Origin of the sequence: Herbidospora daliensis (assembly GCF_001570585.1) — a bacterium.
GTDB lineage: Bacteria > Actinomycetota > Actinomycetes > Streptosporangiales > Streptosporangiaceae > Herbidospora > Herbidospora daliensis.
In genome coordinates this window covers 108,402-128,178 of the sequence record NZ_BBXF01000007.1, presented here as the reverse complement: position 1 = coordinate 128,178, position 19,777 = coordinate 108,402, and the positions used below count along the sequence as shown (strand labels likewise).

Annotated in this window: 19 protein-coding genes; 14 read left to right on the top strand and 5 right to left on the bottom strand. The window is 71.1% G+C overall.

What is annotated here, in order from left to right; genetic code table 11:
- Positions 1-116: 116 nt before the first annotated feature.
- Complete coding sequence (locus tag AW274_RS31375; protein WP_157520824.1) at positions 117-668, bottom strand: hypothetical protein; 552 nt, start codon at positions 666-668, stop codon at positions 117-119.
- Positions 669-852: 184 nt separating this feature from the next.
- Between AW274_RS31375 and AW274_RS31370 the strand changes: the two genes are divergently transcribed.
- Positions 853-1,137 (top strand): SAV_915 family protein, encoded by a 285-nt coding sequence (locus AW274_RS31370; RefSeq protein ID WP_157520823.1) that lies wholly within the window; start codon positions 853-855, stop codon positions 1,135-1,137.
- A gap of 63 nt (positions 1,138-1,200) precedes the next feature.
- On the opposite strand, the gene AW274_RS31365 is transcribed toward AW274_RS31370, so the two are convergent.
- Positions 1,201-2,034: an alpha/beta fold hydrolase gene (locus AW274_RS31365; RefSeq protein WP_062439863.1), complete on the bottom strand. Its 834-nt coding sequence runs from the start codon at positions 2,032-2,034 to the stop codon at positions 1,201-1,203.
- A gap of 146 nt (positions 2,035-2,180) precedes the next feature.
- Between AW274_RS31365 and AW274_RS31360 the strand changes: the two genes are divergently transcribed.
- From AW274_RS31360 to AW274_RS31350, 3 genes are read left to right on the top strand one after another with little or no spacing between them, the layout of a single operon-like run.
- Positions 2,181-2,459 carry a sulfurtransferase TusA family protein gene (locus tag AW274_RS31360; RefSeq protein WP_062439861.1) on the top strand — a complete coding sequence of 93 codons (279 nt, stop codon included), beginning with the start codon at positions 2,181-2,183 and terminating at the stop codon, positions 2,457-2,459.
- Between the two features lie 57 nt (positions 2,460-2,516).
- Positions 2,517-2,918: a cellulose binding domain-containing protein gene (locus AW274_RS31355; RefSeq protein WP_062439858.1), complete on the top strand. Its 402-nt coding sequence runs from the start codon at positions 2,517-2,519 to the stop codon at positions 2,916-2,918.
- A 15-nt stretch (positions 2,919-2,933) separates the two neighbouring features.
- Positions 2,934-3,509, top strand: a complete 576-nt coding sequence (locus AW274_RS31350; RefSeq protein ID WP_062439855.1) for a (2Fe-2S)-binding protein — start codon at positions 2,934-2,936, stop codon at positions 3,507-3,509.
- Between the two features lie 3 nt (positions 3,510-3,512).
- Here the strand turns inward: AW274_RS31350 and AW274_RS31345 are convergent, their stop codons facing one another.
- Positions 3,513-3,896, bottom strand: coding sequence for a YdeI/OmpD-associated family protein (locus AW274_RS31345; RefSeq protein WP_062439851.1), 384 nt, complete (start codon positions 3,894-3,896; stop codon positions 3,513-3,515).
- A gap of 94 nt (positions 3,897-3,990) precedes the next feature.
- Here AW274_RS31345 and AW274_RS31340 point away from each other — a divergent pair, with 94 nt between their 5' ends.
- Genes AW274_RS31340 through AW274_RS31320 form a run of 5 tightly spaced genes read left to right on the top strand, consistent with a single transcriptional unit; the run spans position 3,991 to position 9,597 of the window.
- Positions 3,991-4,794, top strand: a complete 804-nt coding sequence (locus AW274_RS31340) for an ABC transporter ATP-binding protein (RefSeq protein WP_157520822.1) — start codon at positions 3,991-3,993, stop codon at positions 4,792-4,794.
- Positions 4,795-4,806: 12 nt separating this feature from the next.
- Complete coding sequence (locus AW274_RS31335) at positions 4,807-5,793, top strand: ABC transporter substrate-binding protein (RefSeq protein WP_062439849.1); 987 nt, start codon at positions 4,807-4,809, stop codon at positions 5,791-5,793.
- Positions 5,790-7,874, top strand: a complete 2,085-nt coding sequence (locus AW274_RS31330; RefSeq protein WP_062439845.1) for an iron ABC transporter permease — start codon at positions 5,790-5,792, stop codon at positions 7,872-7,874. Before AW274_RS31335 ends, AW274_RS31330 begins: the two co-directional genes overlap by 4 nt.
- A gap of 1 nt (position 7,875) precedes the next feature.
- Entirely contained in the window at positions 7,876-8,766 is an 891-nt protein-coding gene (locus tag AW274_RS31325; RefSeq protein ID WP_062439843.1) for a siderophore-interacting protein, read from the top strand.
- 39 nt (positions 8,767-8,805) lie between these two features.
- Positions 8,806-9,597: an SDR family oxidoreductase gene (locus tag AW274_RS31320; RefSeq protein ID WP_062439839.1), complete on the top strand. Its 792-nt coding sequence runs from the start codon at positions 8,806-8,808 to the stop codon at positions 9,595-9,597.
- A 53-nt stretch (positions 9,598-9,650) separates the two neighbouring features.
- Here AW274_RS31320 and AW274_RS31315 read toward each other — a convergent pair whose 3' ends face one another.
- Complete coding sequence (locus tag AW274_RS31315; protein ID WP_157520821.1) at positions 9,651-14,327, bottom strand: CLIPPER-2 domain-containing protein; 4,677 nt, start codon at positions 14,325-14,327, stop codon at positions 9,651-9,653.
- Between the two features lie 285 nt (positions 14,328-14,612).
- Between AW274_RS31315 and AW274_RS31310 the strand changes: the two genes are divergently transcribed.
- On the top strand, positions 14,613-15,152 hold the full coding sequence (locus AW274_RS31310) for a hypothetical protein (RefSeq protein ID WP_062439834.1): 540 nt from the start codon (positions 14,613-14,615) through the stop codon (positions 15,150-15,152).
- 32 nt (positions 15,153-15,184) lie between these two features.
- Positions 15,185-16,573 (top strand): PepSY-associated TM helix domain-containing protein, encoded by a 1,389-nt coding sequence (locus tag AW274_RS31305; RefSeq protein ID WP_062439831.1) that lies wholly within the window; start codon positions 15,185-15,187, stop codon positions 16,571-16,573.
- Between the two features lie 3 nt (positions 16,574-16,576).
- On the opposite strand, the gene AW274_RS31300 is transcribed toward AW274_RS31305, so the two are convergent.
- Positions 16,577-17,473, bottom strand: a complete 897-nt coding sequence (locus AW274_RS31300) for a sulfite exporter TauE/SafE family protein (RefSeq protein WP_062439828.1) — start codon at positions 17,471-17,473, stop codon at positions 16,577-16,579.
- Positions 17,474-17,628: 155 nt separating this feature from the next.
- Here AW274_RS31300 and AW274_RS31295 point away from each other — a divergent pair, with 155 nt between their 5' ends.
- From AW274_RS31295 to AW274_RS31285, 3 genes are read left to right on the top strand one after another with little or no spacing between them, the layout of a single operon-like run.
- Complete coding sequence (locus tag AW274_RS31295) at positions 17,629-18,006, top strand: hypothetical protein (RefSeq protein ID WP_157520820.1); 378 nt, start codon at positions 17,629-17,631, stop codon at positions 18,004-18,006.
- Between the two features lie 36 nt (positions 18,007-18,042).
- Complete coding sequence (locus AW274_RS31290) at positions 18,043-18,957, top strand: SDR family NAD(P)-dependent oxidoreductase (RefSeq protein ID WP_062439817.1); 915 nt, start codon at positions 18,043-18,045, stop codon at positions 18,955-18,957.
- Positions 18,958-18,970: 13 nt separating this feature from the next.
- A complete protein-coding gene (locus tag AW274_RS31285) occupies positions 18,971-19,771 on the top strand; it encodes an isocitrate lyase/PEP mutase family protein (RefSeq protein ID WP_062439807.1) in 801 nt (266 codons plus the stop codon).
- Positions 19,772-19,777: the final 6 nt, after the last annotated feature.

Sequence of the window (19,777 nt, the reverse complement as noted above, 5' to 3'; positions counted from 1 at the left end):
TTCCAAAAGGACCGAACACCATTGAGGTGTCCGGCCCGGAAAATACCCGCATGGATTCTGACGTCAGCCCTGGAGGACGCTAATTCAGAACAAAGTCTTATGGTGTGCGAATCGGCCTATAGCCCGATATTCGGTGAGACCGGCACCCGCACCGGCGCCCCCACCGCCATCCGTTCCGGCACCCGTTCCGGCACCCGTTCTGACACCCGCTCCGACATCGGCTCCCGAGCCTGCTCCGGCATCCGTTCAGGCACTCGCCCCGGCATCCGGGCCGGCATTCCTTCCGGCATCCGTTCCGGCACCCGGGCCGGGGCCCGCGGGGAAACTCGCCCACCCGCCCGCAGTGGCATCGGGAGCCGTAGCGCCGCGCCCACCAGCCCGGCCCCCGTCAGCAACCCCAGCCGCAACCAGTCGCCCGTCGTGAACGTCAGCTCGCCGAGGCCGTTCACCAGGAAGCCCGTCGTCAGGAACCACGCGATCACCCCGGCCGCCGCGGCCGCCGCCGGGCGTCGCACGATCAGTCCGATCGCCGCCGTCAGTCCGGCCATGGCCGCGACCCGTTCCGACACGTCGGGGACGGCCACGGCCACCGCGACCACCGCCCCGACCGCCAGCACGGCCGCGCCGGGAATCAGCAACTCCAATGACGTCGTGTGCCGAGAAACCATTTCCCGCCCCCTTTCGCTCATATCCAACAAGCGAGAGGGGCCCTGACGGGCCATATTGATGCCATTCCTACGCCCCGTTGACGCGATGACTACGCGTCAAAAAAGCGTCAGCATCGGCGGTGCGCCCGTCGGATCGCCGTAGGGAAAGCCCCACGGCCTTTCTCCGCGTCCTAACGTCGTCTCCGTGAACGTGGAAGGGAATACGACGATGGACGTGCCGCTATTCGTGCCGGTCCGGAAGACCGGCTGCGCCGACGCTCTCCGGGTGTTCCGCACCCCCGAGGGAGCCCGCACGGCGGTGGCCTTCACCTCTCCGGTCCGGCTCGCCCTCGTGCTGGGCGGCGACCAGCCCTGGATCAGGCTCTGCGAACCGGCTCTGCGTGCTCTCCTCAGGGACATCGGCGTGCCGGGCATCGTCGTCGACCCTCAGGCGGCCTCCGCCCAGCCGGTGCCCCACGCCGCCGCGTAGTCCCCGCATAGACCCGCCTCGGGGCGGCGCCGGAGCCGTCCCGAGGCGTACCAAAACCAGCAGCTAGCGCTCCAGGAAGTCGAGGAGCTCCTTGTTGACCTCTTCGGCGTGCGTCCAGCCGATGTTGTGGGGGCCGCCCTCGATGGTGACGAAGGTCAGGTCCTTGATCAGGCCGGGCAGGCGGGCGGCGGTGCTGGCGTAGGGCAGGATGCGGTCCTGGTCGCCGTGGACCAGCAGGACCGGCACGTCGATCTTCGGCAGGTCGTCGCGGAAGTCCTCCAGCCAGGTGTCGACGCACTTGTAGGCGGAGTAGGGACTCCCCAGGCAGGCCGTGATGAAGCAGTTCTGGTAGGCCTCCCGGCTGATCCGGGTGCCTTCGTACATGTCGACGTTGAAGAAGTCGTCCAGGAACTTGCGGAAGTAGGCGGGGCGGTCGTGCGCGACGGCCTCTTTGATGCCGTCGAAGACCGACCTGTCGACGCCTTCGGGGTTGTCGGCCGTCTTGAGCAGGAACGGCGGGATCGCGCCCAGCAGGACCGCGCGGCGGACCCGGGCGTTGCCGTATTTGGCCAGGTAGCGGGTGACCTCTCCGGTGCCCATCGAGAAGCCGACGAGGTCGACCTCGGGCAGGTCGAGGTGGTCGAGGAGGATCTTGAGGTCGTGGGCGAAGGTGTCGTAGTCGTGGCCCTGGGTGGGCTGGCTCGACTTGCCCCAGCCGCGCCGGTCGTAGGTGATGACCCGGAAACCGGCGTCGAGCAGCACCCGCAGCTGCTTCTCCCAGGACGCGCCGTTGAGCGGATAACCGTGGATCAGCACGACCGGCCGCCCCGAGCCGTGGTCTTCGAAGTGGATGTCGATCGTGTCGCTGTTCTCCCGGCCGACGGTGACCTTGCCCATATCGTTCCCCCTGACATCGACTGGACCCGGGCCACGCTAGCAATACGGCATTTGCCCCGTTTTGCTACCGAAAGTCCCGTTCATGGACGACCTGCGGCCCGATCCCCCCGCCCCCTCGCTTGACCTGGTTGGGGGAGACTTGTCCCATGGCCAACGAACCGGTGGTGCTCGACGGCGGCGACCGTCGTTGCGTGCTGCTCCTGATCGAGCTGCGCCGGCTCGTCGAGACGCTCGACCCCGGGGCGGTCGTCCACCTTCGCGCGACCGACCCGGCCGCGCCCATCGACCTCCCGGCCTGGTGCCACCTGACCGGCCACGACTACCTCGGCGTGGTCGGCGAGCACGTCTACGCCGTGCGGGTGGTCGGCACGGCCACGCCGACCCAGGCCGACCGGCCCTGGCACGTGAAAGATTCATCGCGCTGAGCTGCGGTGACGTGCGGTTTCGTTGACCGGGAACGGTCCGCAACAGACCATCCGGCCATGAGGATCCTGACCGCCCTCGCCGTCGCCGCCGCACTCGTGCTCGGCACCTCCGCTCCCGCCCACGCGATGTCGTACTCCTGCGACGTCACCTACGACGCCACCGTCTGGACCGGCGGCTTCGTCTCGTCCATCACCATCGAGAACACCGGCACGTCCACCTTCTCCCCCTGGCTGCTGCAGATCGTCTTCGCCGGGAACGAGACGATGAGCTCCGGCTGGTCGGCCACGTGGACCCAGACTCCCCCGAGCCTCCAGGCGGCCAACCCGATCTGGGCCACGTCGATCGCCCCGGGCACCACCTCGGCGGCCATCGGCTTCGTGGCGACGTTCACCGGCACCTACACGAACCCGACCGGCATCACGCTCAACGGAGTTCCCTGCACGGTCGCCTACATCTGATCGATAATCGGCGGAATGACGACCATCGAGGCCGCCGTCGCCGACGTGGCCGGGGTGAACGCGTTCTTCGCGCTCGGCGTCGGCGGCGGGGTCCCGCTCGCCGAGCGGCTGGCCGACGGCGCGGTCATCGACGCCACGGCCAAACGGCTGCTCACCCTCGACCGCAGGGCGGCGGCGTCCATCCTGTTCCAGGGGGCGCTGGCGCGATTGTGGTCTCCGTACGTCGCCCTGCGGGCCGCCCACGGCATCTCGATCGACCTGGCCGACGCCCGCTGGGACGACGACGGGGTGCGGGTGCCCGAGCTGCGCGAGGGGCCGAGGTTCGCCCTCGAACCGCTGGTGGCGGCGCTGCCGTGGGTGTCGCCCAAGGTCCTCTACGGCAACGCGGCCGCGGCGCTGACGGGCGCGGTGGGCGCGTTCTCCCGGGCCCGCCCCGGGCACGCGGCGCGGGCCGAGGCGCTCCAGCGCGAATACCTGGACGAGGGCCCGCTGACCGGCACGCTCGACCGGCGGGGGATCCGCCGGTCGTGCTGCCTGCACTACCGGGTGGGCGGCATCTGCGGCGACTGCGTGCTCACCGCGATCCGCTGACGATCAGACCTTGGTGCCCGACCAGCGGCCGTCGGCCTTGGCCTGGTCGACCTGGGCCTGCCCGGCGGGGCGCATCCGGCCCTCGTCGATGAGCCGCTGGGCCAGGTCGCTGTTGCGCGGCGACCACTTGGAGGTCTTCTTCCTCGGCTGGTAGCGGAGGATGTAGTAGTCGTCGTCGTAGCGGTACATCTTCGAGTCGACCCAGCCGTAGCACGACGAGCTCTCCAGGGCCTCCTCGAAGGTGATCGTCGCAATCCCGCGCCCCTTCTTCGCGAACTTCAGCCACAGGCCGGGCTCGTGGGCGTGGTTCTTCTCCAGCCAGTCTTCGAACGCCTCGGCGGAGGCGAACGGGATGATCAGGAATCCGTCGGACTCGTGGCGCTCCATGGCCGGAGTCTGCCACCAGGGGTGGGGTTCTAACGGGGGTGTCCTTTTTACCCGATATTGAAGGTTGGCGAAGGTTAGCCTAACCTAAGTCCACGTGACCGAAACTCTCGCGTTGCGCGGCTCCGGCCTGTCCCTCGCTTACCAAGGCGCCCCCGTCGTCCACGACGCCGGGATCGAGCTGCGCCCCGGCCGGGTGACCGCGCTCGTCGGCCCCAACGGCAGCGGCAAGTCGACCCTGCTGCGCGCGCTGGCCCGGCTCCACGAGCCCGTTTCCGGTTCTGTACGGCTCGGCGACGACACCTCGGCCTTCGACCTCGCCCCCCGCGAGTTCGCCAGGAAGGTCACCCTGCTCTCCCAGTCACGGCCGACGCCTTCGGGCGTGCTGGTGCGGGACGTGGTGGCGTACGGCCGCCATCCCCACCGGGGCCGCTGGCGGGCCGGCGACGCCGAGGGCGCGGCGGCGGTGGCGCGGGCCATGGACCTGACCGGGACGACCGCGATGGCCGACCGCCCCGCCGACGAGCTGTCCGGCGGCGAACTCCAGCGGGTCTGGCTGGCCACCTGCCTGGCGCAGGAGACCGGCGTGCTGCTGCTGGACGAGCCCACCACCTTCCTCGACCTGCGTTACCAGGTCGAACTGCTCGACCTGGTCCGTGACCTGGCCGACCACCACGACGTCGCCATCGGGGTCGTGCTGCACGACCTCGACCAGGCCGCCGCCCTCGCCGACGAGGTCGTGCTGCTGCACGGCGGCCGCATCAAGGCCGTCGGCTCCCCCGCCGAGGTCCTCACCGAGGCCCTGCTGACCGAGGCCTACGGCATCCGGGTCGAAGTGACCCACGACGGCGCGACGATCCGGACCCGTCCGGTCGGCCGTCATTCGAGAAGCACCAGTTAAGGAAGACGTTCAATGAAGCCCCTGCGCACCGCGCTCCTCATCGCCGCCGTCCTGGGATTGGGCGCGTGCGGGACGACCGAGCCCGCCGCAGCCCCCGCCCCCGCCGCCGCCGAGACTCAGGCCCAGGCCCAGGCGATCACCGTCACCGACGGCCTCGGCCGCGAGGTCAAGCTGGCCAAGCCCGCCACCCGGGTGGTCGGCCTGGAGTGGGGCGAGATCGAGATGCTCGTCGGCCTCGGCGTGATGCCGGTCGGCGCGGCCGACGTCAAGGGATACGCCACCTGGGTCACCGCCGCGCCGCTCGACCCGTCGGTCAAGGACGTCGGCACCCGGGGCGAGCCGAGCGTCGACTCGATCGTGGCCCTGCAGCCCGACCTGATCGTGATGGAGGCCGCGGCCAACAGCCCGCTGGTCGCGCAGCTGGAGAAGTTCGTCCCGGTGCTGGTGCCCAAGGGCTCCTCGGCCACCGACAACCTCGGCCGCATGCGCGCCGACCTGAAGATGATCGCGACCGCCGTCGGCAAGCAGGCCGAGGCCGACAAGCTGCTCGCCGACATGGACGCCAAGTTCGCGACCGCGAAGTCGGCCATCGAGGCCGCCGGGCACGCCGGCAGCGCGTTCGCGATGGCCGACGGCTGGTCGGAGGGCGGCAGCGTGTCGATCCGCATGTTCGGCAAGGGCGCGCTGGTCGCCGAGACCGCCGAGGCCATCGGCCTGCGCAACGCCTGGACCGGCGAGGTCGACCCCGACTGGGGCCTGGGCACCACCGACGTCGAGGGCCTGAGCCCGCTCAAGGACGAGAAGATCCGCTTCTTCTACAACGCCAGCGACGGCCTCGACGTCTTCGCCGACGACCTCAAGAACAACGCGATCTGGACCTCCCTGCCCTTCGTGAAGAGCGGCCAGGTCACCAAGCTCCCCAACGGCATCTGGACGTTCGGCGGCCCGCTCTCCGTGAGCCAGTACGCCGACGCGCTCGTGAAGGCCTACACGGCTTGAGCCCCGATCAACGGACGGCGACACCGGAAGTCGCGGCCCCCACGCGCGGGCCCCGGCGTCTGGGCGTCGCGGGGGTCGTGCTGATCGCCGTCGCCGCGATCGTCGTGGTCGCGGCGGTGCACCTCACCCAGGGCACCTCGTCGGTCGGCCTGTTCGACCTGCTCGACACCGGCGACGAGGCCATGCGGGTGCTGCTGGCCTCCCGGTTGCCGCGCCTGCTGGCCGCGGTCGCGGTCGGGCTGGCGCTCGGCGCGTCCGGGGCGCTGCTGCAGTCGATCTCGCGCAACCCGCTGGCCTCGCCCGACACCCTGGCGGTCTCCTCCGGCGCCTACCTCGCCGTGGTGGCCGCCGCGGCGCTGGGCGTCAACCTGCCGACCCTGCCGTCGGGCGGGCTGGCCTTCCTCGGCGGCCTCGCGGCGGCCGGGCTCGTCATGGCCGTGTCGGCGGGCGGGCGCAGCGGCACCACCCGGCTGATCCTGGCCGGGTCGGCGGCGGCGCTGGCCTTCACGGCCCTGACGAACCTGATGATGATCCTGTTCCAGCAGGAGACGACCGGCCTGTACGCCTGGGGTTCCGGCGCGCTGACGCAGAAGGACCTGTCGGTCGTGACGCAGGTCGGGCCGGTCATCCTCGTCGCGCTGGCCGCCGGGATCGTGCTCGGGCCCCGGCTCGACGTGCTCGGCCTCGGCGACGAGGGCGCGACCGTGCTCGGCGTCAACGTGCGCCGGCTGCGGTTCGGGGTCACCCTGCTCGCCGTGCTGCTGGCCACGGCGGCCGTGGTGATCGCCGGTCCGGTCGGGTTCGTCGGGTTGTGCGCGCCGGTGGTCGTCCGGCTGGCCGGGCGGTGGTTGCCCGGCCTGCTGGCCCACCGGGCCCTGGTCCCGCTCTCCGGCCTGGCCGGAGTGCTGGTGGTGCTGGCCGCCGACGTGTCGCTGCGGGCACTGTTCGGCGGCCAGTCGGGGGTCGACGTGCCGCCCGGCGTCGTGACGGCGCTGGTCGGCGCGGCGGTCATGGTCTACCTGGCCCGGCGGCACCGCGACGGCGGGCCGGCCCGCCGCCCGCCCGGCATCCGGGCCGCCGCCCATCGGTCCCGCGCCGTCTTCACCACCTTCGTGGTCGGCGGCACGGTCCTGCTCGCCGGGGCCGTCGTGCTGGGCATGCTCCTCGGCGACACCTTCCTGCGGACCGGCGACGTGGCGTTGTGGTTCCAGGGCCGCACCAGCATGGGCATCACGTTCGTGCTCGACCAGCGGTATCCCCGGGTGCTGGCGGCGGTGCTCGCCGGGGCCGCGCTCGCGGTGGCCGGCACGATCATCCAGGCCGTCTGCCGCAACCCGCTGGCCGAGCCGAGCGTGCTCGGCATCACCTCGGGCGCGGGGGTCGGCGCGATCTCGGTCATCTCGTTCGCCCCGGCGGCCGGGCTCTGGGCCGTCACCGGGGCCGCCGGGCTGGGCGCGCTGGTGTCGTTCGCGCTGGTCTACGGCCTGGCGTGGAAGGGCGGGCTGAGCTCCGACCGGCTGGTGCTGATGGGCTTCGCGGTCGCCTCGGCCGGCACGGCGCTGACCGTGCTGATCATCGTGGAGACCGACCCGTGGAACACCGCCATGGCGCTGACCTGGCTCTCCGGGTCGACGTACGGCCGGGTCCCGCTCCAGCTGCTGCCGGTGGCGGTCGCGCTGGCGATCGTGGTGCCGCTCGTGGTCGCGCAGCGCCGGGAGCTCGACCTGCTCTCGCTCGACGAGCACACCCCGCGCATCCTGGGGGTGCCGGTCGAACCGGCCCGCCTCACCGCCCTGGCGGGCGCGGTGCTGCTGACCGCGACCGCCGTCTCGGCGATCGGCGTGGTCGGCTTCGTCGGGCTCGTCGCCCCGCACGCCGCCCGCGCGCTCGTGGGCGGCAGGCACACCCGGGTGCTGCCGGTCGCCGCCCTGCTGGGCGCGCTGCTGGTCAGCCTCGCCGACACCCTGGGCCGGACGGTCATCGCCCCCGCCCAGATCCCCGCCGGACTGGTCACCGCCATGCTCGGCACACCGTATTTCGTCTGGCTGCTGTGGCGGTCACGAGCGGGACAGGAGTCCTGACATGCACGACCCGTGGCACGTCTTCCAGGTGCGGGTGCGCCGTGTCGAGCGGCTGAGCCCGGCGTTCCTGCGCGTCACCTTCACCGGCGACGACCTGGAACACTTCGCCGACCCCGGCTACGACCAGCGCATCAAGCTGGTCGTCCCGATCCCCGGATACGGCACGCTGCTGTTCCCCGACGGCCCCGACTGGTACGCCCGCTACTGCGCGCTGCCCAACGACCAGAAGAACCCGATCAGGACCTACACCGTCCGCGCCGTGCGCCCCTCGGTCGCGGAGGTCGACGTCGACGTCGTGCTGCACGCCGACGACGGCCACCTCGGCCCGGCCGCGCGGTGGGCCGCCGACGTCCAGGAGGACGACCGCTGCGCCCTGTGGGGGCCCGACTCCCGGCACGGCGGCCCTTACGGCGGGCTGGAGTTCAAGCTGCCCGCCGAGGGCGGCAACCTGCTGCTGGCGGGCGACGAGACGGCGGTCCCGGCCATCACCCGCATCCTGGAGCAGCTCCCCCCGAACGCCACCGGCGAGGCGCTGCTGGAGGTGCCGGAGACGGCGGACGTACAGAAGGAGACCGCGCCCCCCGGAATGCGGGTCACCTGGCTCCCCAGGAACGGCCTGGCGCACGGCGCGCTGCTGGTCGACGAGGTCAGGGCCGCGGCGGCGCGGCTCATCCCGCCGGCCGCCCCCGCGCAGGTCGAGGACGTGGACGTCGACGAGGACATCCTGTGGGAGATCCCCGAGACGCCCCCGGCGGCCTGCTCGGTGTGGCTGGCCGGGGAGGCCGCGGTGGTCAAGACGCTGCGGCGGCACCTGGTCGGCGAACGCGGGCTCGACCGCAAGGCGGTGGCGTTCATGGGCTACTGGCGCAAGGGCCGGGCCGAGTCGATCTGAGGTCACGAACTGACCGCAAGGGTTCCTAGGGTCGGCGGCATGACACGCATCCTGGTGACGGGCGCCACCGGCAACGTCGGCCGCCCCCTGGTGAACCGGCTCCTCGCGGAGGGCCACGAGGTCGTGGCCCTCACCCGCGACCCCGGGAGGGCCGCCCTCCCCGAAGGGATAGAGGTCGTGAAGGGCGATCTGGCGGACCCGTCGGGCCTGTTCGACGGCGTGACGGCGGCCCACCTCATCACCTTCGCCGGCGACCCGGCCGCCATCGCCGAGGCGGCCCGCGGCCTGACCCGGGTGACCCTGCTCCAGGGCTCCCTCACCACCGACCCGCTGGAGGAGGCCCTCCGCGCCGCGGGCCTGCGCCCGACCTGCCTGGCCCCGGTCGAATTCATGTCGAACGTGCTGGAATGGGCCGACTCGATCAAGGCGGAAGGCGTCGTCCGCGACGGCTTCGCCACCATGCCGAGCTCGATGATCCACGAGTCGGACATCGCCGACGTCGCCGCCCGCGCCCTGACGGAGGACGGCCACCAGGGCAGGGAGTACTGGCTCACCGGCCCGGAGGCGCTGACCGCCCCCGAGAAGGTGGCGGTCCTGTCGAAGGTCCTCGACCGCGAGATCCGCTTCGAGGAGCTGACGACCGACCAGATGGTGGCGCTGTGGACGTCGTGGGGCTTCGGCGCGGAGGACGTCGCCTTCATGCTCCAGGTCCGCACCGACCCCCCGATCCAGGGCCGCACGGTCCTGCCGACGGTGCAGGAGGTCACGGGCCACCCGGCCCGCACGTTCGCCGAATGGGTCGCCGAGAACACGGCGGCCTTCACGGACTGACGGCGGATCGCCCGCGTCCTCGGCCGAGGACGCGGGCGACCTTCGCTATTCGGTCAGAGGGCGAGGCGGGCGACCGCGAGGGTGCCCATGCCCGGGACGTACTGGCTGGTGCTGTCGCCCATCGGGGCGCACGTCGCCTCGGCGGTCATGGTGCGGCAGGCCCAGCTCTTCTTGGCGGCCTTGACCTTGACCTTCTTGGCGTACTTCACGAACTTGTGGGGCTTGTGGTGGTTCTTCCAGCCCCATTGGGCCCAGCCGCGGTGGTGGTGGCGGTGGTGCCACTTGCCGTGGTGGTGATGGCCGTGGTGCCACTTGTGGTGGTGCCTGTGGTGCCACTTGTGGTGATGGTGCTTGCCGTGCCACTTGTGGTGGTGGCGGCCCTTGTGGTGCTTGCGGCCCTCGTCGAGGTCGTCGTCGTCCTCGTCGAGCTCCTCTTCGCCCTCGTGGCCGACCGGCTCGATCGGCAGCGGCTTCACCGGCTTGTGCGGCCGGGGCCAGTGGCAGTGCTTCTTCTTCCAGTCCCAGCCCCACTTGCAGTGGTGGTGCGGCGGGCGCGGCGGGAAGGCGCGGCTGACGCCGACGGTCACGGTGCACGGCGCGGCGCTCGAGCCGGGCAGGCAGATCGTGTCGGCGACGGTGGTGGTGATCTCGTCGACCAGGTTGCGGCCGCCGGCGTTGCTGTTCGCCCTGATCCGGAAGGTGATGACGACGTTCGCGTTGTTCGCGAGCGAGCCCTCCCAGTTGAGGGTGGCGCCGGTGATCGAGGCGGTGCCGGTCGAGGCGGTGACCGAACCCGGGACGAGCGTGCCGTTGTTCAGCACGTCGGCCAGGGCGGTGTGGATCTGCAGCGGCGAGAGCGCGTACCCGGAGAGGTTGGTGATGGTCTCCGTGATGGTGACGATCTGGCCGGCGCGGACCGGGTTCGGGGTGGCGGTCTGCGCGACCGACACCTTGGGCAGCAGGATCCTGACCGGGACGGTGGCCTGCGTCTCGTTCGAGAGCAGCGGGCCTTCCTCGTCGGTGCCGGAGGCCCGGACGTTGGTGGTGAACGTGCCGGTCTTCGACTCCTCGCCGGTGATGACGTGCGAGGCGGTGCACACCATCGTCGCCGACGGGGTGCCCTGCGGGCCGAGCGTGGTGCTCGGGCAGACGATGTCCGACAGGTCGGGGTCGTCGATGACGATCCCGGTGACGTTGCCGAGGCCCTGGTGGGTCAGCGTGAACTGGTACTGGACGGTGTCGCCGACCTGGAACGGGTTGTCGGGCGTCCGCGGGTTCAGCACCGTGGTGGTGAGCTGCAGCTCCTGCGGGTCGGCGTTGATCGTGACGACCGGGCCGCACGGTGTGGTGCAGGTCGCGCCCGGCGTGGCCGAGCTGACGTGGTCCTGCATGGTGTCGCCGCCGGCGTCCTGGCGGACCGTCACCGAGAAGGTGATGGTCTCGGTCTCACCGGGGACGAGCGAGTCGACCCAGGTCAGGTTGCCGTTGGAGATGCCGGCCACGCCGGAGGAGACCGCGAGGTCGTTGTTGTAGTTGGCGTGGTTGAAGACGTTCGACAGGTTGTCGACGAGCTGCGCGCCCGGGATGTCGAGCAGACCCGCGTTGGTCACGTGGATCGTGTACGTCACCACGGCGCCCGGGTGCGTCGACGTCGTGCTGACCGACTCGGCGATGTTCATGATCGGCCGGACGACGACGGTCGGGACCGAGGTCTCGGTCTGGTTCGACGCGATCGGCGAGCCGCCGTCGACGCCCTGCGCCTGGGCGAGGGTGGTGAAGGTGCCGTCCCTGGCGTCCTCGGCGGTGATGACGTGCGAGGCGGTGCAGGTCATCGTGGCCGTCGCGGTGCCCTGCGGGCCGAGCGTGGTGCGCGGGCAGGTGATCGGGCTGACGTTCTGGTCGAAGATCGCGACGCCGGTCACCGACCCGATGCCCTGGTGGGTCACCGTGAAGGTGTAGTTGACCGTGTCGCCGACCTTGAACGGGTTGTCCGGCAGACGCGGGTTCGAGACCGCGGCCGTCAGGATCAGCTTCTGCGGCGCGGCGGCGACCGCGACCGTGCTGGTGCACGGAAGCGTGGTGCTCGGGCCGGTGGCGCAGGTCGCGCCGGAGACCGGCGAGGTGATCGAGTCGGTCAGGTTGGTGCCGCCCGCGCTCTGGTCGGCCGTCACCGAGAACTTGATCTGCTCCGACTCGCCCGGCGCCAGGTTCGACGTCGACCAGTTCAGCGTGTTGCCGTTGATCGCGGCCGTGCCGTGCGTGGCGGTGAGGTCGTTGTTGTACGTGGCGTTGTCGAACACGTTCGCCAGGTTGTCGGCGATGCTCGCCGGCGCGATGGCCAGCTTGCCGGTGTTGGTCACCGTGATCGTGTAGGTGACCGTGCCGCCGACGTCGATCGTCTTGGCCGAGACGGTCTCGGCGATCGTCATGTGCGGCGTCTCGACGGCGACCGGAACCGAGGTCGTCGTCTGGTTCGAGGTCTCCGTGGCGCCGTTGTAGGTGCCGGTGGCCGTCGCCTTCGTGGTGAAGGTGCCGGTCAGCGTCTCGTTCGGCTGGATGACGTGCGAACCGGTGCAGGTCATCGTCGCCGACGGGGTGCCCTCAGGGCCGAGCGTGGTGCTCGGGCAGACGACGTTGGTGACGTCCGGGTCGTTGATCTTGACGCCGGTGACCGTGCCGATGCCGCCGTGGGTGACGGTGAAGCTGAAGTCCACGGTGTCACCCGCCTTGAACGGGTTGGTCGGCGGGCGCGGGTTGGTGACCGTGGTGGTCAGCGTCAGCGACTGCGGGTCGGGCGTGATCGGCACCGACTGCCCGCAGGGCAGCGGGGCGGCCCGGTGGGCGCGGCGCTGGATCGAGAAATCCGTCGGGGTCACGACGCAGTCGGCCCCGGCGGTCGTCGAGGTGATGACGTCGGTCAGCGTCTGGCCGCCCGAGTCGAGGTGCGTCGTCACCGAGAAGGTGATCTTCGTCTGCGCGTGGACCGGCAGGTTGCCCGACCAGTTCAGCGTGGTGCCGTTGATCGAGGCGGTGCCGACCGTCGCGGTCAGGTCGTTGTTGTACGTCGCCTTGTCCAGCACCTTCGACAGGTCGTCGCTCAGCGTGGCCGGGTTCAGGTCGACGCCGCCGTTGTTGGTGGCCGTGATGGTGTAGGTCACCTTCTGGCCGACCTTCGCCGGGTCGGGCGTGACGGTCTCGGCGATGTCCAGCATCGGCGTGAGCTGCCTGATCGGGACCGTGGCCGACGACGGGTTCGAGCTGATCGGCCCGCCGATCGAGGTCGCGTTGGCGGTCGCCGTCGTGGTGAAGGTGTCGTGACCGGTCGCGTCCGCGGTGGTGATCGTGTGCTGACCCGTACAGGTCATCGACGCCGTCGCGGTGCCCGCCGGGCCCAGCGTGGTGGTCGGGCAGACGATGTTCGTCGCGGTCGGGTCGGACACCGAGACGCCGGTGAGCGGGCTCGGTCCGGTGTTGGTCACCAGGAAGTCGTAGTGGACGACGTCACCCACGACGTGCGGGTCCGACGGCGGCCGCTGGTCCTGCTGCTGGACGGTCGTCGCCAGGTCCAGGAGCTGGAGCGGCGTCACCGAGCCGACGACCAGGTTGCGGATCAGGTGGGTGTCGATCAGGCCGCCGGTGGAGGCGCTGAAGCCGAACTTGACCGTCTTCGGGGCGTCGTCGGCGAGCTGCTTCTCCAGCACCCGCTGGTAGCCGGCGCCGTCGTTGAAGTCGATGTCGACGTGCAGCAGCTCGGTGGAGCTGAGGGTGATGCGGACCCTGCGCAGCGCGGGGCCGGGGCTCGCGCCGGGGTCGCGGAGGCTGCCGGGCAGGGTGGTGACGAAGCCGGACGGCTTGCTGGGGTCGGGCGCCATCGTGGTGGCGATCCAGCAGTAGTCGATCAGGCCCTGGCCGGGACCGCGCACGGTGACGGTGTCGGTGACCTGGATCGTGGTCGCGATCGGCGACCTCTGGTCCGCCGGGCACTCATTGCCGCGGTTCTCGCCGTCGTTGGCGAAGTTGCCGTAGGCGTCGAAGCCGACGCCGAGGTAACCGCCGTCGACGCCGGGGGTCAGGTTGCGCTGGGCGTATCCGAGCGATCCGCCGTCGGCGCCGTCGTCCATCAGCTCGGTCTCGCCGTCGACGAGGAAGAAGCCGATGCCGTCGGCGCCGTTGCCGCCGTACTGGAACTGGTCGAACTCGACGACGAGGCCGTTGTTGTTGGACAGCGCCCGGTTGTAGACGATGCCGCCGACCCGGTAGTTGGCGTTGTCGGTCAGCTGCAGGTAACCGGGGATCACGCCGGGTGTGGGCACCGGCGGGGTCTGCTGCGTCGCCTGGTTGCACGGCCCGGTGGCGGAGACGCCGGGGGGCGGGGTGACGGTCGCGCCGGTGAGGCAGACCGTGCCGAGCGGCACGAAACCGGAGTCGGCGATGGTCGCGCCGGTGAAGGTTTCATTGAGCAGCAGCGAGGCGGGCTGCAGGCTCTTGCGGACCTGGTGGACGCGGGTCTCCTTGCGGAGCCGGTCGGCGACCTTCTGCTGGTACCGGTTGAGTTTGACCGGTTTAGCCTTCTTCACCGCTTTCACGGCCTTGGCCGACTTGCCCGGCTTGACGGGCTTGGCCGAAACGGTCGCACGGCTGACCTGCGACCGGACGCCGGAGGGGCTCTTGTCCCCCGGCTCTGCGAGGGCGACGGTCGAACCGGCCGTCCCTGCTATGAAAAGCGCCAAAGTGGCGACGGAAAAAGGCCGCACTAGCGACCTTGATGCGAAGATCACGCATTCACGCTAAGAGTGTGACCTCGTATAACTACGGAGCGCAACCGTTCGTGTTCGGTCAACGATCACCAATCGGCGGATGTGCCGGTAATAGAACGGCCGGGGTGTCTGTCGCGTATCTCCGGTCATGAGCGTTTCCTTTCGGCAGATTCAGAGCGCGAGCCACAGCCGGCCTCCGGCCGTCCGCGTCTCGCTTGGGCCCTTGCCTCTCTGATCGTTCCTGGGAGCATTGCGGTCGTGGACATCAGCGGGCCCGGCTTACGCGTCGCACGCGCGGCGCTGTTCGCCGTCGTCTGCGCGCTCGCCTCGCTGGCCATGCACCTGCTCGCCGGCGGCTCCCCCGTCCGTCTCCCGCTCGTCGGCGCGGCCGCCTTCGCGACCGGGTGCGTCGCGTTCGCGCTGGCCCGTCGCCGTCTCTCCGGCCCGGTCCTGCTCGCGTTCTGCTTCCCGTTCCAGTACGGCATGCACCACCTGTTCGCCCTGGGAGCGGTGACCCCGCCGGCCGACCACCACACCGGAGGCGCGGCGGCCACGCTCGGCATGGCGGTCGCCCACGGCGTGGTCGCGGTGCTCTCGGCGGCCTGGTTGTCGCGGGGCGAAAGCGCCCTCGCGGAGCTGCTGCACCTGCTGGTGGCCCGGCTGCTCGTGCTGGTGCGGCCCAGGATCCCGGCCGTCGGGGTCGCGGTGTTCCGCGGCGCGGCCGAGGCCCGGCCCGACGGGCGTCTGCTCGCCTCGGTCGTCCGGCGGAGAGGTCCACCGGTTCAGCCCGCCCGCTGAACCCCGTCGACCTCTCACCCCGGAGAAGAAACATGACCACGACCGACGTGCGTCCGACGACGCCCGAAAGCGACCCCAGAGCGTCAACCCACAACTACCGCCTGCTGTGGCGATGGCACTTCTACGCCGGGGTGTTCGTCGCCCCGATCCTGTTCGTGATGGCCGTGACCGGCGCGGTCTACCTGTTCAAGCAGCCCTTCGAGGCGTGGTCGCAGCGCGACGTGCGGGAGGTGGCCGCCGTCGCCGACCCGGTGCCGCTCGCCGACCAGGTCGCCGCGGCCCAGGCCGTCAAGCCGGGCGTCGGCATCAGGGCGGTGATCCCGCCCTCGGGCCCCGACCGGTCGACCCGGATCATCTTCCAGGGCGCCGACCCGGGCCCGTTCGCCGACGGGATCTCCGTCTACGTGAACCCGGGCGACGGCACGGTCCTCGGCGTGGTCGACGACGCCGGCACGTTCATGGCGGCGGTCCGCAAGATCCACGGCGAGCTGATGGCCGGGGTCGTCGGCGACCGGATCGTGGAGACGTCCGCGTGCTGGTCGCTGATCCTGATCGCGACCGGCACCTACATGTGGTGGACGACCAGGAGACGCGTCGCCCCCAAGAAGCGGACCCGCGGTTCGCTGCGCCGCCTGCACATGTGGACCGGCGTCGGCGCGGGCGTGGCGATCGTGTTCCTGGTGCTCTCGGGCCTGCCCTGGTCGGGCTTCTGGGGCGACTACGTGAACAAGGCCCAGGCGTACTTCGACTCCGGCTACCCCGAGGTGACCTCGACCTCCACGCTCAGCGGCGACCTGTCGCACCACCCCGACGCGAAGGTGCCGTGGGCGGCCGAGAACCTGCCCGTACCGGAGTCGGAGCCGCACCACGGCGGTGGCGGCGGGGTGCTCCAGCCGGGCGCCATCGCCCTGGAGGCGGCGCTGGCGGCGGCCCGCCCGGCGATCCGCGACTGCCCGCCCGGCCAGTGTGACCTGAAGATGCTGCTGCCCAGTGAGCCGACCGGCGTCTACACGGTCGTCACCGACCACCACCGCGACCCGTCGGCCGGCCAGACCCTGCACGTCGACCAGTACAGCGGCAAGATCCTCACTGACTACGGCTGGCAGGAGTACGGCGTGATGGCCAAGGCCGTCGAGCTGGGCATCGCGATCCACGAGGGCCGCCGCTACGGCATCGTGAACCTGCTGGTGATGCTCGCGGCGTGCCTGGCCCTGATCGGGCTGATCGTGACCGGCGTGTGGATGTGGTGGAAGCGACGTCCGAAGGGCTCGGTCGGCGCCCCCCGCCGCCCGGCGAGCGGGCGCACCACGTGGGGCGTGGTGGCCCTGCTCGCCGTGCTGGGCCTGCTGTTCCCGCTGGCCGGGCTGACGATGGTGGTGATGCTGGTGGTCGACCGCGTGGTGCGGAGGGTGACCGCCTAGGCGCTAGGCCGCCGGGGTCAGTTCGGCCTCGGCGGCCTTGGTCTTGCGGTGTTCGCCGACCGAGTAGACGATCGCTCCCGCCCAGACGAGCGCGAGGACGACGTACACGACCGTCTGAACCGCGCCCGAGGCGGCGATCCAGTCGCTGCGCAGGAGAGTGCGCACGTTGGTGAGGATGATCAGGCCGCCGACGGCGGAGCCGAGGATGCGCGGCGCGACGTAGCGCACGATGAAGGCGGCGATCGGCGCGGCGATGACGCCGCCGAGCAGCAGCACGCCGACCCAGGCGAAGTCGATGTTCTCCGAGCCGATGCCGAACAGGAAGCCGAGCGAGGCGGCGACGGCCACCAGGAACTCGCTGGCGTCGATCGAGCCGATGACCTTGCGCGGCTCCATCCGGCCGCTGGCCAGGATCGCCGGGGTGCCGACCGGGCCCCAGCCGCCGCCCCCGGTCGCGTCGACGAACCCGGCGAGCAGGCCGAGCGGCGCGAGGAAGCGCTTGCGCATGGGCTTGCCCAGGTTCTTCTTCGGCAGCCCGAACGCGGTGAAGCGGATCAGGATGTAGAGGCCGAGCGTCAGCAGGATCAGCGACATGATCGGCGCGGCCGACTCGGTCGAGAGGTTCGACAGGAAGGTCGCGCCCGCGAACGCGCCGACGGCGCCCGGGATGCCGATCTTCGCGACGACCTTCCAGTCGATGTTGTTGAAGCGCCAGTGCGCCACCCCCGAGGCGAGGGTGGTGCCGATCTCCGCCAGGTGCACCGTCGCCGACGCGGCGGCGGCGTTGACGCCGACGGCCAGCAACAGGGTCGTCGAGGTGACGCCGTACGCCATGCCGAGGCTGCCGTCGACGAGTTGGGCGGCGAACCCGACGAGCCCGAGCAAGATCAGTGACCGCACGGCATCTCCCTTCGATTCCTACTTTGCCCCTAGGTTAAATGATGAGCTTTCTGCGATGAAACAGCCGTTCTGTGCCATCTACATAAGGCCAGGTAGCGGTAAGGGTCTCGCCACTCGCCCGGCCCGCCCTCCCGCGCCTTCCTAATGTCGGCCGTGTGAACGCATTGACGAGCGGAGACCTCGCCCTCGGCGCGGCCGTCGGGGTCGGCGGGCTGGGCCTGAGCATGGTCGGCCTCTGGGTGAACCGGCGCACCCTCGACGTACCGGGCCCGCCCCCGGTGGCGTGGCGCATCGCGCGGGTGCGCGGCACCCAGTCGCTCTGCTGGCTGACCAACACCGGCACCGACCGCGCCATGTCCGTGACGGCCGACTGGCGCAAGGCCGGTCCGGGCCTCGGCGACCTGCCCGCGCAGGTGGCGATCGGGCCGGGGTCGAGCTGGCAGTTCCTGCTGCGCCCGGCGGCCCGGCACCCGTCGGTGATCTGGCTGACCTGGGAGGGGCAGCGGGAACCGGTGGCCGTGCCGATGCCTTGACCCGACGTTGACGGCGAGCTCGCTAGTTTCGGAGTTATGACCGTTAAAACGCCTTTTGGGGCTGATTCCACGGCGAGTGAGGTCATCGAAGGCATCGACCTGGGCGGCAAGCGCGCCATCGTCACCGGCGCCAACTCCGGCATCGGCCTGGAGACGGCGCGGGTGCTGGCCGACGCCGGCGCCGAGGTCATGCTCGCGGTCCGCGACGTCGACGCCGGCATCCGGGCCGCCGAGGAGATCGGCGGCAAGGTCGCCATCGCGCACCTGGACCTCACCGACCAGACCTCGGTCCGCGACTTCGTCGCCGGGTGGGCCGGTCCGCTCGACATCCTGGTCGCCAACGCGGGCGTGTCGGCGCCCCCGCTGACCCGCACGCCCGAGGGCTGGGAGCTGCAGTTCGCCACCAACCACCTCGGTCACTTCACGCTGGTCACGGGCCTGCACGAGGCGCTGGCCATGCGGCCGGGCGCGCGCGTGGTGGTGCTCAGCTCGGTGGCGAACCTGCGGTCGCCGGTCGTCTTCGACGACATCCACTACCTGCGCCGCGAGTACGACCCGATGGAGGCGTACGGCCAGTCGAAGACCGCCAACGCGCTGTTCGCGGTCGGCGCGGCCGGGCGCTGGGCGGGCGACGGGATCATGGTGAACGCGGTGATGCCCGGGGTGATCCCCACCGGCATCCAGCGTTACTTCACCAAGGAGGGCTTCCAGTCCCTCATGGACAACACCGGCCGCCCGGAGGGCAAGACCATCCCGCAGGGCGCGGCGACCAGCGTGCTGGTGGCGACCTCGCCGCTGCTCGACGGCGTCACCGGCCGCTACTTCGAAGACTGCAACGAGGCCGAGCCCTACCCGGGCACCGGCCCGAGGCGCGGCTACGCGCCCTACGCCGTCGACCCGGAGCTCGCGATGCGGCTCTGGTACGTCTCACAAGAGATGCTCGGAACCTGATCTACTGACCCTTATGTCGTCTCTCACCGAGAAAGCCCGTCTCTTCCGGTCGCTGCACGTGCCCGGCGACCCGCTGCTGCTGCCCAACGCCTGGGACGTGGCCAGCGCCCTGCTGACCGAGGCGGCGGGGGCCAAGGCGGTCGCCACCACCAGCGCGGGCGTGGCCTGGAGCCTGGGCGTGCCCGACGGCGACAACCTCGGCCGCGACCGCGCCGCCGAGGCCGTCAGGCGGGTCGCCGGCGCGGTCGGGGTGCCGGTCACCGCCGACATCGAGGGCGGCTTCGGCGCCACGCCCGACGAGGTCGCCGTGACGGTCACCAGGATCCTCGAAGCGGGCGCCGTGGGCGTCAACATCGAAGACGGCGCCCGCGACCCCGGCGACACGGCCGCCCGGCTGGCCGCCGCCCGGCGGGCCGCCGACGACTTCGGGGTCCCGCTCTACATCAACGCCCGCATCGACACCTACCTCCGGGGCGGCGACGACCTGGCCGACACGCTGCGGCGGGCGTCGGCCTACCTGGAGGCGGGTGCGACCGGCATCTTCGTCCCGGGCGTGCGCGACCCTCAGCTGGCCGCCCAGCTCGTCAAGGAGATCGACGCGCCGGTGAACATGCTGCTCGGGCCGGGCGCGCCGCCGATCGGCGTGTTCGCCGAGGCCGGGGTGGCCCGCGTCAGCCTGGGCTCGTCGGTCGCCGCGGCCGCCTACGCCGTGGCCAAGGCCGCGACCGAGGAGCTGCTGGCCGGGGGCACGTACGACTCGATCGCCGGGGGCCTCCCCTATGGTGAGCTCAACAACCTCCTGCAAAAGGGGTAGGACGCC

Excerpts from the sequence above, each read along its gene's own strand:
- AW274_RS31375 (WP_157520824.1), bottom strand. The coding sequence starts at position 668 with ATGGTTTCTCGGCACACGACGTCATTGGAGTTGCTGATTCCCGGCGCG.
- AW274_RS31365 (WP_062439863.1), bottom strand. The coding sequence starts at position 2,034 with ATGGGCAAGGTCACCGTCGGCCGGGAGAACAGCGACACGATCGACATC.
- AW274_RS31360 (WP_062439861.1), top strand. The coding sequence starts at position 2,181 with ATGGCCAACGAACCGGTGGTGCTCGACGGCGGCGACCGTCGTTGCGTG.
- AW274_RS31355 (WP_062439858.1), top strand. The coding sequence starts at position 2,517 with ATGAGGATCCTGACCGCCCTCGCCGTCGCCGCCGCACTCGTGCTCGGC.
- AW274_RS31350 (WP_062439855.1), top strand. The coding sequence starts at position 2,934 with ATGACGACCATCGAGGCCGCCGTCGCCGACGTGGCCGGGGTGAACGCG.
- AW274_RS31345 (WP_062439851.1), bottom strand. The coding sequence starts at position 3,896 with ATGGAGCGCCACGAGTCCGACGGATTCCTGATCATCCCGTTCGCCTCC.
- AW274_RS31335 (WP_062439849.1), top strand. The coding sequence starts at position 4,807 with ATGAAGCCCCTGCGCACCGCGCTCCTCATCGCCGCCGTCCTGGGATTG.
- AW274_RS31325 (WP_062439843.1), top strand. The coding sequence starts at position 7,876 with ATGCACGACCCGTGGCACGTCTTCCAGGTGCGGGTGCGCCGTGTCGAG.
- AW274_RS31320 (WP_062439839.1), top strand. The coding sequence starts at position 8,806 with ATGACACGCATCCTGGTGACGGGCGCCACCGGCAACGTCGGCCGCCCC.
- AW274_RS31305 (WP_062439831.1), top strand. The coding sequence starts at position 15,185 with ATGACCACGACCGACGTGCGTCCGACGACGCCCGAAAGCGACCCCAGA.
- AW274_RS31290 (WP_062439817.1), top strand. The coding sequence starts at position 18,043 with ATGACCGTTAAAACGCCTTTTGGGGCTGATTCCACGGCGAGTGAGGTC.
- AW274_RS31285 (WP_062439807.1), top strand. The coding sequence starts at position 18,971 with ATGTCGTCTCTCACCGAGAAAGCCCGTCTCTTCCGGTCGCTGCACGTG.